Here is a 13,749-nt window from a genome sequence, read left to right as displayed (position 1 = left end):
GTTGTCCCCAGCGGAAGGACCGAATATCCGGACACGACACGGAACCGACACACGACAATGACCAGCCATACCGTACTGATTGTTGACGACGAGCCCGATATCCGGGACCTGCTCGAAATCACCCTCGCCCGGATGGGCGTCGCAACCCTGACCGCCCCCGACCTGACCACAGCCCGCCAGCTTCTGTCGGCACATCAGCCACAGTTGTGTCTCACCGATATGAACCTACCCGATGGCTGCGGCATCGACCTGGTCCACTGGATCCAGCAGCATGCGCCTGCAACACCGGTCGCCGTCATCACCGCCTATGGCAGCATGGAAACCGCCATCGAGGCACTGAAAGCCGGAGCCTTTGATTTCGTCTCCAAGCCCGTGGAGCTGGCTCGCCTCCGGGAACTCGTCAACAGCGCCCTCAAACTCTCCGAGCCTGGCCCCCAGGCCAGTGCGGAACAGGACGAACCGGGCCTGTTACTGGGCCAATCCCCCCAGATCCGAAAGCTCAGGGCGCAAACCCGAAAACTGGCACGCAGCCAGGCGCCGGTGTTTATCTGTGGCGAGTCCGGCAGTGGCAAAGAGCTGGTGGCCCGAATGATCCACTTGCAGGGCCCGAGACGAGACGGCCCCTTCGTCGCCGTCAACTGCGGCGCCATTCCTTCTGAGCTCATGGAGAGCGAGTTTTTCGGGCACAAGAAAGGCAGTTTCACCGGCGCGGTTGAAAACAAGGACGGGCTGTTCCGCTCGGCGGATGGCGGCACCCTGTTTCTGGACGAAGTGGCAGACCTGCCCCTGGCAATGCAGGTGAAGCTGCTTCGGGCCATCCAGGAAAAAGCCGTGCGGCCTGTGGGCGACACCCGGGAAATTCCAGTGGATATCCGGGTGTTGAGTGCCACCCACAAAAACCTCCCCAAACTGGTACAGGAAGGCGGCTTCCGGCAGGACCTGTTCTACCGTATCAACGTGATCGAACTGGCGGTGCCCCCGCTCAGGGAACGACCGGAGGATATCGAGATTCTGGCGGAGCACATCCTGCAACGGATTGCGGATGAGTACGAGTGCCCTCCGGCGAGCCTGACCCCCGACGCCGTCGAACGGCTGAAAGCCTACGACTTCCCCGGCAATGTGCGGGAGCTTGAGAACATCCTTGAGCGTGCCTTCACTCTGTGTGACAACGACCGGATCAGCGCCAAGGACCTACACCTGGGCAACGGTGCCCAGGACGCCATGGCCGGGACAGCCGGTACCGGCAACCCTCTCCCTGCCCCCCCGTCGTCCTTGCCTGACGGCGAAATCGACCTGGAAAACTACCTCGAGTCCATCGAACGCCAAGCCATCGAAAGGGCCCTGGAGGCCACTCGCTGGAACAAGACCGCAGCAGCCAAGCGCCTGGGAATCAGTTTTCGGGCGTTACGGTATCGGTTGAAGAAGTTGGGAATGGAGTGACTGGGTAACGGAATGAGGTTAGTCTAAACTGCTTTTTCAGTGGGCGGGAGCGCCCACTTCACTCACGATAAATGCGACTTCAGGACGAAGTACCAACATGGAGGTTCAAGGATGAACCGTGCTACCCAAGGGGGCTTGACACTTGTCGAGCTCATTATTTCCCTGGTTATTGTATCCATTCTCGTTTTTTCAGCGGTTCCCAGCTTCAGCACGTTGATAAACGACTCCCGGGCAACGGCGGAAGCGAACGACTTACTCGGTTTTTTTGTGCTGGCACGACAGCAGTCCATTCTTAGCGGACGCATTGTTACTGTCTGCCCAGTCAGCGCAAATTTAAAGTGTGGAAGGAACTGGAACGACCCTCTCTATGCATTCTTCGATCCGGAAAACCGAAGACAGATCACCGACACCAGGGACATTATCCGGATTCTTTCGCCCCCGGATAGCGGCCGACGCTTTGCCAGCTCCCTGTCGCGCAGTTACTTCCAGTACCGGGCCGACGGTATGATTTACAGCGATCTAGGCAATATTACCTGGTGCCCCGACAATAGCGACAGCCGCCGTTCGGCGCATCTCGTCATCAGCCGGGGCGGCCGTGTCCGGCTGGCTCGAGACACTGATGGCGACGGCATTCCCAACCGGGCAGACGGCCACAATGTCAGATGTTGACACTACCAGCAGTCTGCCTCGGCAGCGCTCCGGGAACCGGCACTGTTGAGCGTCAGGGTGCCGCATCGGTCAGCTGCCTGGGCACCGGTAGGTACGGCCTGCAGGGTGAACCCATTCTGCGTCACATTGCCGGAAAAACTCAGATTGTAGAATGCAGTTCCGTTGCGTGGCGAAACCGTAAACGGCAGTACCGGCTGGTTGCCACCGTCAAGATAGGAATAATCCGGTGCGTACTGCCGCTCCATCCACTGGGCAAGTTCCATCAGATCCGCCTGAGCCGTCGCCCGGCGGGTTTTCCGCACATGTTCCTGATAGGAGGGGTAGGCAATCGCCGCAATAATACCGATGATGGCTACCACAATCATCAGTTCAATCAGAGTAAATCCGGCCAGGGTCCTGAGTGCCGGATAAAACTTGCGTCTTATCATCACAGGATATCCGCCCCTTTCAGTACAAGTACCTCGTCCTGACCCTGCCGTTCAGCGACAATATTGAAAAGCTTCTGCCCCTGCCGCAGCACCTTCAGGACACCGCCGGCGGGGATCTCCTGCCCGTTGATCATCACAGGACCTGTGACATAGTACTCCCCGTCATCAATCACAATGCGGGAGTCCTCCGGATAAATCGCATCAATTGTATATTCAGTCTTGTGAGCAACGGCTCCGTCCGCCACAGGCCCTCTGTCCTGCCCCCACCCAGGCGCAGCGGCCAGAGTAAATATCAAGATTCCCGCCACAATAAATGCTTTCACAAGTGATCCTCCTGTTCTGTCTGCCTGGCTGGTCGGACCATGTTTACTCATCAATCAGCTCAACCCAGCCCCGCCGGCCAGCATCGGTTACCGCACCGCTTAATGGTGGCAATTCCATGGTATCCACCGGCTCATCCGTATTGCTGGTGGAGGTGACCCGGTAATTTCCAAGAATTGTGGACTCATTCGGCAGGCCGTTAACCAAGTATCCAGCCACCTCATCCTCGAATGACAGAAAAGCCCTGTCTTCCGGAGTGCGACCATCAAGGCCAAAGGCCATCAGCCAACCACTGCCCCCGCCCAGACACGGATCCTGATCAGGAATCAGTGTATTGATGTAAACAAAATTACCGCGAACCTGAGCGCTGGTTGTGACCCGCTCACCCGACGTTGGCAGATCCACATACCAGCCCTTGGCCGAACCAAAATCAATGGCGTCTCCGTCTGAATAGCGCACGGCGGCGGTGGTACCGTCTGAGTCGGTCAGGATTCCTGTACTAATGGTGCGCCCCTGCAGGTTACTACGTGTCAGGCCGAAACTGCCACGGTCCCAGACACCATAGACAGATTGTGTATCGGTGGACGTGACATCATCCGACTCCAGATACTGGCCGGTTCCGAAATACACCATCAGGTTGGGCGTATTGCCGGCACGAGAAACCTCATCATTGGAAGCCGCAACCGGCGCTGCTGTGATGGCCTGATTACTGGCTGCAGTGAACAGGGGCTGCGCCACACTGCCGGAAGTGTAGGCCGAAGCCCAGTCGCCAGACGAATCTACTCTGGCGACCCAAAGATTACCATCCAGATCGCCGGCATAGACCCGGTCAACCAGATAGTCCCCGGTGGTATCCAGTGCCAGCAACGGGGAAAGCCCGCTCCCCCCGGATTCGAACTCGATATAGCGAATGTCGTCACTGTCCCAAGAGCCATCCATACCGCCTTCGATATCAAGCATGAAGAAACCGGTAGAAGCCGTATCCGAGTTATAGCCATTGGCCACAAAGGCCGTCCAGCGGATATCCGAGGCGCCCCATTTGGTCATGGCGATAATGGGCGCCTGGATAACATATCCCATTTTCGGATTATCGCTACCGGTAAACTCCCACAAGGCGATCTTCCCGGCATTGGCTTCAGAAAACTCGGAGGGATCGGCAACATCCAGAGCGAAGATGCCCTTGGCGCCGGCACGGCCACCGCCAACGATGATACTGCGCCAGTCTCTGCCGCCCGTGACACTGCCATCGACTGTTTTGCCTTTTGTATAAACATCGGCCTGCCGGATGGAGAGATCCACATAATAACGGTGCTGATAGTCAGGGTCTGTCAGGAAATGAAGCCCGGCATTATCCTCCCCCCAGTTGTAGACAAACCCGGGGATGTAGGCCAGCACCTCTTCTCCTCCTGATTTGCTGGCATCAAAACCATGCAGCATGCCGTCATTGGATCCCACATAGATAACCGGAGTCCGGTTTTCCCTGGATTCAGCAAAATCCGAATAACGCTCCGAGGCTGTGCCGAAAGGATCGGAATCCGGCCAGATCGCATCCGGCGATCCTACGTATTCCGGTGACGAATTGACAATGGAGCCAAGCCGGCTGCCCCGCTTGCGCCAGCCACTGGTCCCCTCCAGAGAACGGTCACCGCGGATATATTCCAGGCGTTCCTGTGCAACCGTATTGCCGACTCCCCCATAACGCAGATCATCCTGCTGGGTATTGGCCAGGTTATCCCAGCGGAACCCGGTGCCGGCTGTCCCGTTATAGGTCACAATCACCCGGTCGTTTGTTGTCAGATCCCGGTTATCCAGAAGCGCCTGGGCAGACCAGCCATTACCGGCAGCAATGGCATCGTCAATATCAGGAACTACCAGAGTGTCCGCCCCTTCCAGCTCCACCGCCTTCAGGTCGCCCGTCCAGCCATTGGGGTCAAACTGGGTGGAAAACATCATTGCCCCTTCTTGGAAGGAGGTCACATCAAATTCAACCGCCGTGGAAGAACCGGCTTCAGCTACAATTTCGTCCACGGTCTTCTTCAGTTCAGCAGCAAAGGTATCGGGATCAGAGGCACTGAAGAACCCTCCTCGACCATTAACCGCTGCATGTAACATATCATTGATCTTGTCTTCATTACTGTCACCACCCCACCAGCTAATAGCGGTTTCATTATCTATAGCTGCAAAGGCATCATCCGGATCAATGGTTCCGGCCACCCCAAGCCCTACAGTATAGGTCACCATATGTTGCCAGAAGGCAGGATCCGAATCCGAAGTGGGTACATAGTTGTCAATATCCGAACGCAGGTCCGTTTTCCAGTAATACATGGCCACATCAGCCAAGGATGTCCCATCATATCCATCCTTGAATGGATCAACCGGCGTATACCGGTAAGAATCTCCCCTGTTATTGGTAATCTGGTCGCCATTTTTGTCATCCGCCTTTTTGAGCGAGTTATCGGGGCTGCTTCCATTGTAGTAACCGTCGGACATCAGGATGGTGTAGGCCTGCCGGCACTCACGGACCGGATTGGTATCACTGACCCGGCTACCGGGATTATCAGACCAGGCCCTCTCGCTTTTCTCATAATATTTTCCGGCACCTTCCAGTGCCCGGCGCAGGGGTGTGCCGCCACTGGCGGGAGCATCATAAAGCCATTCCAGAAACTCCTGTCGCCAGTCATTGGTATATTCTCTGACACCTTCTTCAACAGCCTGGATGTCATCTGCACCATCAACAGAGTGACTTCCGCGATTGATCCGTCCCCAGCCAAGCCGGAAACTGGTGGGCAGATCATAAAAGGCAGAGCTTATACCTGCCCGCGCGGCTTTCATCCGGGTATTATAGTACGAATACCAGTTGGCAAAATTTATCTGCTCTTCCTCGGACAAATCATTTACAGAAACATAATCATAACATTTGTTTTGCCTTGGATTTTCATCACAACCAGGCTGCCCATTAAACTCGAAGTAAAAACCACCACTTGTTATAGTGTAATTATTTGTACGAAAATTATTACTAAGATCTCGTTTCTGACTTGAAGAATTATAGCCATTCTCCGGCGCCGAGGTATATAAAGAGTCAGGGTAACGACCGGAACCATCCGACTTCCAGGGGGGAAGATAGTTTACGTCTGGGTTGTACCATATTTTATTGACATAGGACGAATAATAATAACGATATCCAACACCGTTCCAGCCGATGCCATGATACCTATTCAAATCATCCGGCATAAACTCCCACCCCATGGATCCGGAGTCATCCAGAATAAACATCAGATTCGGCGCCACGGAACTGCCGATAAACAAGGGCTCCTGAGCAAAATCCGGGCGATCGGGATAACCAGCAACCGGCACAATCAGTGCCAGTACGGCCAGTATGATTCTTGGTCTGAACGATCTCATGGATTCCCTCCTCCTAGCCCACCGGGCTGAAATACGTAAAAGCCTTCCAGAATTCTGGCGCTCAGTCCGGACGGACCTGTTGTCCGGACCAGAATTCGCGCGTAATCGAAATCAGACGTTTCGCTTGAGCTGTACTGACTCATATCGCGCGGCAGTTCACCTTCCGAGTCCAGGGTTACCTTGCCCTTGTACTCGAAGATAAAGGCTGGCTCGACACCATTAATCTTTGTACCCTTCACATAATTATCAGAATCGGACCAGGTGCTGCTATCAAAGGGTGAGGGTACGGTTACATCAGGGTCCGTACCATCATAAAAACCGTTGGTTGAACCAAACGCAGACAGATCCGAAAGCCCATCCAGTATCGATTCCGCCTCGGCCAGAGCTGTCTCGGCAATTTCCAGTGCCTGAACACCGTCCCGCTGGGCTGTTGCCATGCGTTCCTGCATGATGCTCCCCTGCATACCAGATACAGCGAGCAGTGTCAGGACCAGCAGGATTACCAGGGAAAGCAGAAGCACAGCCCCCTTCTGACGATCGGTCGGTTTTCTGATCATGCCCCCTCCTAAAACGGATTTCTGATCGCAGAAGTAAAGGTGTATACCCGGTACATACGCTCGTCGGCAGCCACTGTCAGCTTACTGGGGTCTGCTTCACAGTCCTCCCAGCCCGGGAAACAATAGGACTGGGGACCATCCAGGACATTATCGTTCGGAGCTGCGACCAGCAGGCTGACCTCCACAGCCAGCACGTCATCCCAGTCTGTAACTGCATCAGACTCGCTCCAGCTCTGTACCCCCGTTGCAGTCGTCCCCTCACCAAAGCGGACCGCCATATCCTCAACACCGGCTACAAGTTCCACAGCCGTGCCGTCTGCCTGCCGCAGGAACAGGGAACGGCCGCCATCTGCCGAATTACCGATGTAATAAATTTCACTGTAGGGCTGGAAGATTTCCGTACCCGTATCATAGCTGCCGCTCAGACAGGAGCCTGCAGCTGTACAGGCAGCCGGTGCATTGGCTGACAGGTCATTCCCGGGATTTCCGGAGCTGCCATTGGCGTTATCCGCCGTTACCTTCACCTCACTGCCCACCGTTGCCAGGCTGGAAATCTGGAATATGTCGCCCCGCTCACAATTGGACAGATACAGAAAGTCACCCGCCTGCAGGTTACCGGCATCTGTCAGACGGATATCCGTTGTGTCACTTACATCAGCTGCAAGCCTGATGGTTTCACCCGGGCGGCGTACAGCGGTAACCCGCAAAAAATCAGTTCCGGCTATAGATCCTGAAGGGCGCTCACTGTAGGACGCATCATCGATAGCCGAAACGCCGAGAACCTCAAAACCATGCAGTTCACGATCAAACTCAGGGTCCGTTTCATCCAGATTATTGGTCACACCCTGCACCGGGAAGCACCCAAAAAAACCGGAATTGCGTAGAGCGCGAGCCAGGATATCCATGGCAATCCGGCCAGACTCCTGCGCTCTAGCTGAAGCCTCGTTTGTTCGAAATGACTGACTATTGGAAGTAAAGACTTGAACCAGGCCGATACTAAGGAGCGTCCCCAGCAACAACGCAATCATCAGTTCAACCAGGGACAACCCTGACTGAACCCTCATTCCAGGCAACCTTGAGTCAACACGCATGACTACAACCTCACATTCAGGGTCAGTGACTGCTGACTCATTCCATCGTCTGCAAACGGATCTCGCTCATCCCAGGTAAGTTCGATCGTAGCTTCATCTCCGTTAACATCCACATCAAGCTCAGCTTCTGCACCAAGATCCGCCGATATCATCGCTTCCAGTGCCGCCTTGTCAGTGGCAGAAAGATTATCCCCACCATTTGAACGCAGCCTTTCCGCGACACTCTGGACATACATGGTCGCCTCCGACTTGAGAGCAGAGTTGGTTGTCTGCTGCATGGACACGAGCTGAACACCGGCCACTCCGAGAAGCCCGATAGCGAGCACAAGCACCGCAACAAGAACCTCGATCATTGTGAAGCCGGCCTGATAGAACTTCTGCCTGTTCCTGCCTGTCATACGACTGCACCTTGTACTAGGGACATGTGATCCGCTCCGAGCGAATCTGCCCGCCTGCTGTAATCGAAATTTCAACCCCGTCCTCACCGGAAACCCGGCAGACAACAAACTCCGCCGCATTGGATCCCCGCAGCATGCCGGTTGCCGAAAACCTGGGATTGTTGCCCTGGCTGAGAGCGATAAAAAAATCACCCCTGGCTCCGTCAAAACTGTTCAGGGTATTGCCATCAGCATCAGTGATCTGATAGCCCTCCGTAAAGGAACCTATAGGTTCGACGGATACGGAGCCCCCCCTCCGGATCGCTTCCGAGCGCGCCAGATTAAGAGCACCAATCAGATCATTCGCGGTTACGGTCAGCTGGTTGCTTTGAATAAGTCGGGAAAAGCCGGGCACCGCAATGGTGGCCACCACCGCAAGCACGGCGATCAGCACCAGAAGCTCAATAAGCGTAAAACCGGATACAGATTTGCCAGACATCGTTAGTTGTCATCCTGTTCAGTTATGGGAATGTTAGAACAGATCAGACACGTACGACGATTCCTTCCGGACAAATGGTTCCGGAGGCAGGACAAGCGGCAGGATGTATTGTCAGAATGGAAAGCAGTTCACATAACCGGGCGATCTGGCCTGTATAGCTCAGCTTACATTCACCACATCAATTCGCAATTCCCTGGGCATGGAGAAAACGATATTTTCCTCCCGGCCAGACACTTCCTGCGGCTCCTCGCCACCGAGTTCGCGCAGGCGAGCCACCACCTCGTTGACCAGAACTTCAGGCGCGGAGGCACCGGCGGTGACACCGACAACCTGCGTCCCTTCGAGCCATGCCGGGTCGATCTGGGCGGCCTCGTCGATCAGGTAGGCCGGTGTGCCCATCCGTTCGGCCAGCTCACGCAGGCGGTTGGAGTTGGAGCTGTTGGGCGACCCTACCACCAGCATCAGGTCGCAGTCACCGGCCAGCTGCTTGACGGCATCCTGACGGTTCTGGGTGGCGTAACAGATGTCGTCTTTGCGCGGCCCTTTGATCCGGGGGAAGCGGGCCCGAAGGGCGTCGATGACACGGGCGGTATCATCCATCGATAGCGTGGTCTGGGTTACATAAGACAGGCGGCTGGGGTCCCTCACCTGCAACCGGGCCACGTCATCCTCGTTCTCCACCAGGTAAATCTCCCCCCCCTGGCTGCGATCGTACTGGCCCATGGTCCCTTCCACCTCAGGGTGACCATGGTGACCGATCAGGATGCACTCACGCCCCTCGCGGCTGTAGCGCATCACTTCCATGTGCACCTTGGTCACCAGGGGACAGGTGGCATCAAACACCTTGAGCCCCCGCCGCGCGGCTTCCTGCTTGACCGCCTGAGAGACACCATGGGCGCTGAAAATCACCAGGGTGCCGTCCGGCACCTCGTCGAGCTCGTCGACAAAAACGGCCCCCCGTCGGCGCAGATTGTCCACCACGAACTTGTTGTGGACCACTTCATGGCGCACATAGATCGGCGCGCCAAACACATCCAGGGCCCGGTTGACGATTTCGATGGCACGGTCCACGCCGGCACAGAAGCCACGGGGGTTAGCGAGTCGAATTTGCATAGTCAGTGCGCCGTTCCAACGGGTTCAACGTCCAGGATTGCCACTTCGAACTCCAGTGTACGCCCCGCCAGCGGGTGATTGAAGTCCACGTCCACCTCGTCCCCCTCGACCCGGGTCACCACGCCCGGAAGCTCCTGCTGCCGGGCATCGGCGAACGAGACCACGACACCGGGCTCAAGCACCATATCAGCACTGAAATCGTGTCGCTTGAAGGTTTGAATATTGCTGGGATTGTGCTGGCCGAAGCCTTTCTCCGGCGGAACCACCACGGTCTTGCGGTCGCCGGCCTTCATGCCCATCAGGTAGGCTTCAAAGTTCTCCGGCAGGTTGCCGTCACCGATTTCCAGACTGGGCGCGTCCTTGTCGAACGTGGAGTCCACCACTTCACCCCCCTGGATCCGCAAAGCAAAATGCAGGGTTACGCGGGTTCCCTTATCTACCGGCAGGTCGTTCATGAGGGTTTGTCACTCCTGTTGGCATTCCCGCCCGGGGCGGGCTTGCGAAAAACATCAAGAATCATCATGGCCGCGCCCAGCGTGATGGCGGTATCGGCCAGGTTGAAGGCCGGGAAATGCCAGTCACGCCAGTAAAAGTGCAAAAAGTCCACAACATAGCCATGCATGACGCGATCATGAACATTACCCAGAGCGCCCCCGAGAATCAGGGCGATGGCAATGGCCGTCCAGGTCTCGCGGGGCTTCAGCCGCCGTAGCCACCCGATCAGAAAGACGCTGACCAGAAGTGCCAGAACGACGAAAAACCAGCGCTGCCAGCCAGCAGCCTCGGCCAGAAAGCTAAAAGCCGCCCCTGTGTTGTGTAGCAGCGTGAGGTTGAACATGGGCATCACCGGCACCGGCTGCCCGTACACCAGCAGGGTGCTGGCCAGCGCCTTGGTGCCAAGGTCGATGGCCAGCACCAGCACCGCCAGCCAAAGCCACTTCAGCTGGGTGCCCACCGTTTTGTCCGTCATAGTCCGGTCCATCAGGCAAACACGCGCTGTTCGCCCGGGCCTTCAACGTTGCTGACGCAACGACCGCACAGGTCCGGGTAGCGCTGGTGATGCCCAACATCCTCCCGATGGTGCCAGCAACGCTCGCACTTGGCATGGCGGGTCGGCACCACCTTGACCAGCAGCCCCTCAACCGCGGTCTGCTCCGCGCCCTCGGCTTCGGCAACCGGGCGCACGGTCGCCTCGGAGGTGATCAACACGAAACGCAGCTCGTCACCGAGGCGCTGCAGGCGCGCCGCCAGCTCGCCCTCGCAGTACAAGGTGACCTCGGCACTCAGAGAGCCCTTGACCTCCCCCCGGCCGCGGGCGTCTTCCAGGCACTTGTTGACCGCTTCCTTGACTTTCTGGATATCACGCCAATCATCGCGCCCCATTTCGGCATCATCCGGCAGGGCTACAAGCCCCTCGTACCAAGTTTCATAGAACACGGTTTCGCCCCGGGAACCGGGCATGTGTTGCCAGATTTCATCGGCGGTGAAGCTGAGGATCGGAGCGATCCAGCGTACCAGCGCCTCGATGACGTGATACATGGCGGTCTGACAGGAACGGCGGGCCAGGCTGTCCGCCCGGGTGGTGTACTGCCGGTCCTTGATGATGTCGAGGTAGAAGCCGCCCAGGGTGGCCTCGCAGAAGTTGTAGATCTTCTGGTAAATCCGCAGGAAAGCGTAGTTACCATAGTCCTCCGTCAGTTCCTCCTGCAGCTGGAGGGTCCGATCAACGATCCACCGATCCAGAGCGATCATTGCCTCCGGCGCCACCATGTGCTGTTCCGGATCAAAACCGTTGAGGTTGCTGAGCAGGAAGCGGGCGGTATTGCGAATGCGCCGGTAGCCATCCGCGGTCTGGCGCAGGATGTCCTTGGATACGGTCATCTCGCCGCTGTAGTCGGTGGCCGCGACCCACAGGCGCAAAATGTCGGCCCCCAGTTCGTTCATCACTTCCTGGGGCGCGATCACATTGCCCAGGGACTTGGACATCTTGCGGCCCTTGCCATCCACCGTGAAACCGTGGGTGAGAACCTGGCGGTAAGGCGCCACCCCGTTCATGGCAATCGAGGTCTTCAGGGAGGACTGGAACCAGCCCCGGTGCTGATCCGAGCCTTCCAGATACAGGTCGGCAGGGAACTGGCCCAGCTCCGGTCGCACCCTCAATACCGAGTCATGGGTTACACCGGAGTCGAACCAGACATCCAGGGTGTCCAGCACCTTCTCGTACTGATCGGCTTCGTCGCCCAGCAGTTCACGGGCATCCAGCTCGTACCAGGCATCGATGCCGCCGGTTTCGATGCGCTCGGCGACCTTCCCGATCAGGGCCTGAGTATCCGGGTGCAGGGCCTGGGTTTCCTTGTGCACGAACAGGGTGATGGGCACCCCCCAGGTACGCTGACGCGAGATGCACCAGTCCGGGCTCTGTTCGAACATGGCCTCGATCCGGTTCTGTCCCCAGGCCGGTACCCAGCGTACGCCCTTGATGGCCTCCAGCGCGTCGGCCCGCAGGTGGTGTTTGTCCATGCTGATGAACCACTGCGGCGTGGCCCGGTAGATCAGCGGCGTCTTGGTCCGCCAACAGTGTGGATAGCTGTGCGTGAATGTCGCCCTGCGCACCAGCTTGCCTTCACGGGCCAGGGCCGCACACACCGGCTCGTCCGCCTTGTACACATGGAGGCCGGCGAACTCGCCGGCGGCGGAGGTGTAGGTACCGTCGGCCTGAACCAGGTTAAGGGTACCGATGCCATAGGCCTGACCCGCCTCGAAGTCTTCCATGCCGTGGTCCGGCGCGGTATGAACGGCACCGGTACCGGCATCGGTGGACACATGATCCCCGAGAATGACCGGCACCTGCTTGTCATAGAACGGGTGCTGCAGCAACAGGTGCTCCAGGGCTGCCCCCCGCACCCGGGCCAGCACCTCGAAGGCGGTCACCTCCCAGCGGGCCATGATGCCGTCCACCATGTCGGCCGCCAGAATCATCCGCTCCGGGCCCTGACCGGCATCCACCTGCACCAGGGCATATTCCAGGTCTCCGTTCACTGCCACCGCCTGATTCGCCGGAATGGTCCAGGGCGTGGTGGTCCAGATCACGATGGCGATATCCCCCTGCCCCTGATCGGTACCGAACACCGCCAGCACCCGCTCTGGATCGGTCACGGTGAAGCGCACATCGATCTGGGTGGACGTCTTGTCCTGATACTCCACCTCGGCCTCGGCCAGGGCCGACTGACCCACCACACTCCAGTAGACGGGCTTATATCCGCGCACCAGATGCCCCTTCGCCACGATCTTGCCCAGCGCCCGGACAATCCCAGCCTCCACCTTCGGGTCCATGGTCAGGTAGGGGTTGCCCCAGTCACCCATCACCCCGAGACGGATGAAGTCGGCCTTCTGGCCTTCCACCTGGCGGGCGGCGTAATCACGACAGGCTTGCCGGAAGGTCTTATAGTCCACCTTGACGCCGGCTTTGCCGATTTCCTGCTCCACCTTGTGTTCGATCGGCAGGCCGTGGCAGTCCCAACCGGGGACATAAGGCGCGTCAAAGCCCATGAAACTGCGGGATTTGACGATCATGTCCTTGAGAATCTTGTTGACCGCATGACCGATATGAATGCTGCCATTGGCGTAGGGAGGGCCATCGTGCAGGATGAACTTGTCCCGACCCGCCCGTTGCTTGCGGAGGTTGCCGTAGACATCCAGCGCCTGCCAGCGCTTGAGCATCTCCGGCTCGCGCTTGGCCAGGTTACCGCGCATGGGAAAGGCGGTTTCCGGCAGATTCAGGGTATGCTTGTAGTCGCTCATGGTCTCTGTGCGTACTCTTGTGGTCAGTGTTGGTCAGTATACTGGCGGTGC

The 13,749-nt window shown here is 57.6% G+C and carries 13 protein-coding genes; 2 read left to right on the top strand and 11 right to left on the bottom strand.

Translation table 11 applies throughout. From position 1 onward, the window contains the following. Positions 1 to 57 precede the first annotated feature (57 nt). Positions 58 to 1,440, top strand: a complete 1,383-nt coding sequence (locus tag BTO32_RS04615; RefSeq protein ID WP_076723285.1) for a sigma-54-dependent transcriptional regulator — start codon at positions 58 to 60, stop codon at positions 1,438 to 1,440. A gap of 111 nt (positions 1,441 to 1,551) precedes the next feature. Beyond that, entirely contained in the window at positions 1,552 to 2,109 is a 558-nt protein-coding gene (locus tag BTO32_RS04610; protein ID WP_076723284.1) for a GspH/FimT family pseudopilin, read from the top strand. Between the two features lie 2 nt (positions 2,110 to 2,111). Here BTO32_RS04610 and BTO32_RS04605 read toward each other — a convergent pair whose 3' ends face one another. The 11 genes from BTO32_RS04605 to ileS all read right to left on the bottom strand — a co-directional run bounded on the left by BTO32_RS04605 (position 2,112) and on the right by ileS (position 13,698). Then, complete coding sequence (locus BTO32_RS04605) at positions 2,112 to 2,537, bottom strand: type IV pilin protein (protein WP_076723283.1); 426 nt, start codon at positions 2,535 to 2,537, stop codon at positions 2,112 to 2,114. After that, on the bottom strand, positions 2,537 to 2,860 hold the full coding sequence (locus BTO32_RS04600; protein ID WP_076723282.1) for a hypothetical protein: 324 nt from the start codon (positions 2,858 to 2,860) through the stop codon (positions 2,537 to 2,539). Before BTO32_RS04600 ends, BTO32_RS04605 begins: the two co-directional genes overlap by 1 nt. 43 nt (positions 2,861 to 2,903) lie before the next feature. After that, positions 2,904 to 6,260, bottom strand: a complete 3,357-nt coding sequence (locus tag BTO32_RS17555) for a pilus assembly protein (protein WP_084206783.1) — start codon at positions 6,258 to 6,260, stop codon at positions 2,904 to 2,906. Continuing rightward, a complete protein-coding gene (locus BTO32_RS04590) occupies positions 6,257 to 6,817 on the bottom strand; it encodes a pilus assembly PilX family protein (RefSeq protein ID WP_076723280.1) in 561 nt (186 codons plus the stop codon). The genes BTO32_RS17555 and BTO32_RS04590 overlap by 4 nt, the downstream gene beginning before the upstream one ends. 8 nt (positions 6,818 to 6,825) lie before the next feature. After that, positions 6,826 to 7,881 carry a PilW family protein gene (locus BTO32_RS04585; RefSeq protein WP_076723279.1) on the bottom strand — a complete coding sequence of 352 codons (1,056 nt, stop codon included), beginning with the start codon at positions 7,879 to 7,881 and terminating at the stop codon, positions 6,826 to 6,828. A 29-nt stretch (positions 7,882 to 7,910) separates the two neighbouring features. Continuing rightward, positions 7,911 to 8,306 carry a type IV pilus modification protein PilV gene (pilV, locus tag BTO32_RS04580; protein ID WP_076723278.1) on the bottom strand — a complete coding sequence of 132 codons (396 nt, stop codon included), beginning with the start codon at positions 8,304 to 8,306 and terminating at the stop codon, positions 7,911 to 7,913. 16 nt (positions 8,307 to 8,322) lie between these two features. Then, on the bottom strand, positions 8,323 to 8,784 hold the full coding sequence (locus BTO32_RS04575) for a GspH/FimT family pseudopilin (protein WP_076723277.1): 462 nt from the start codon (positions 8,782 to 8,784) through the stop codon (positions 8,323 to 8,325). 159 nt (positions 8,785 to 8,943) lie between these two features. Further along, positions 8,944 to 9,897 carry a 4-hydroxy-3-methylbut-2-enyl diphosphate reductase gene (gene ispH / locus BTO32_RS04570; protein ID WP_076723276.1) on the bottom strand — a complete coding sequence of 318 codons (954 nt, stop codon included), beginning with the start codon at positions 9,895 to 9,897 and terminating at the stop codon, positions 8,944 to 8,946. A gap of 2 nt (positions 9,898 to 9,899) precedes the next feature. After that, positions 9,900 to 10,352, bottom strand: a complete 453-nt coding sequence (locus BTO32_RS04565; RefSeq protein WP_076723275.1) for an FKBP-type peptidyl-prolyl cis-trans isomerase — start codon at positions 10,350 to 10,352, stop codon at positions 9,900 to 9,902. Next, positions 10,349 to 10,879, bottom strand: a complete 531-nt coding sequence (lspA, locus tag BTO32_RS04560; RefSeq protein WP_076723274.1) for a signal peptidase II — start codon at positions 10,877 to 10,879, stop codon at positions 10,349 to 10,351. Before lspA ends, BTO32_RS04565 begins: the two co-directional genes overlap by 4 nt. After that, positions 10,879 to 13,698: an isoleucine--tRNA ligase gene (gene ileS / locus BTO32_RS04555; protein ID WP_076723273.1), complete on the bottom strand. Its 2,820-nt coding sequence runs from the start codon at positions 13,696 to 13,698 to the stop codon at positions 10,879 to 10,881. Before ileS ends, lspA begins: the two co-directional genes overlap by 1 nt. Between the last annotated feature and the right edge of the window lie 51 nt (positions 13,699 to 13,749).

Origin of the sequence: Marinobacter lutaoensis (assembly GCF_001981305.1) — a bacterium.
Classification (GTDB): Bacteria; Pseudomonadota; Gammaproteobacteria; order Pseudomonadales; family Oleiphilaceae; genus Marinobacter; species Marinobacter lutaoensis.
Note: the sequence above shows the minus strand (reverse complement) of the source record. Positions and strands in the feature narration are given on the sequence as shown.

Coding starts and splice junctions, on each gene's coding strand:
- ispH (WP_076723276.1), bottom strand. CDS start 9,897: ATGCAAATTCGACTCGCTAACCCCCGTGGCTTCTGTGCCGGCGTGGAC.
- BTO32_RS17555 (WP_084206783.1), bottom strand. CDS start 6,260: ATGAGATCGTTCAGACCAAGAATCATACTGGCCGTACTGGCACTGATT.
- BTO32_RS04605 (WP_076723283.1), bottom strand. CDS start 2,537: ATGATAAGACGCAAGTTTTATCCGGCACTCAGGACCCTGGCCGGATTT.
- BTO32_RS04610 (WP_076723284.1), top strand. CDS start 1,552: ATGAACCGTGCTACCCAAGGGGGCTTGACACTTGTCGAGCTCATTATT.
- BTO32_RS04585 (WP_076723279.1), bottom strand. CDS start 7,881: ATGAGGGTTCAGTCAGGGTTGTCCCTGGTTGAACTGATGATTGCGTTG.
- ileS (WP_076723273.1), bottom strand. CDS start 13,698: ATGAGCGACTACAAGCATACCCTGAATCTGCCGGAAACCGCCTTTCCC.
- BTO32_RS04565 (WP_076723275.1), bottom strand. CDS start 10,352: ATGAACGACCTGCCGGTAGATAAGGGAACCCGCGTAACCCTGCATTTT.
- lspA (WP_076723274.1), bottom strand. CDS start 10,879: ATGGACCGGACTATGACGGACAAAACGGTGGGCACCCAGCTGAAGTGG.
- BTO32_RS04590 (WP_076723280.1), bottom strand. CDS start 6,817: ATGATCAGAAAACCGACCGATCGTCAGAAGGGGGCTGTGCTTCTGCTT.
- BTO32_RS04615 (WP_076723285.1), top strand. CDS start 58: ATGACCAGCCATACCGTACTGATTGTTGACGACGAGCCCGATATCCGG.
- BTO32_RS04575 (WP_076723277.1), bottom strand. CDS start 8,784: ATGTCTGGCAAATCTGTATCCGGTTTTACGCTTATTGAGCTTCTGGTG.
- pilV (WP_076723278.1), bottom strand. CDS start 8,306: ATGACAGGCAGGAACAGGCAGAAGTTCTATCAGGCCGGCTTCACAATG.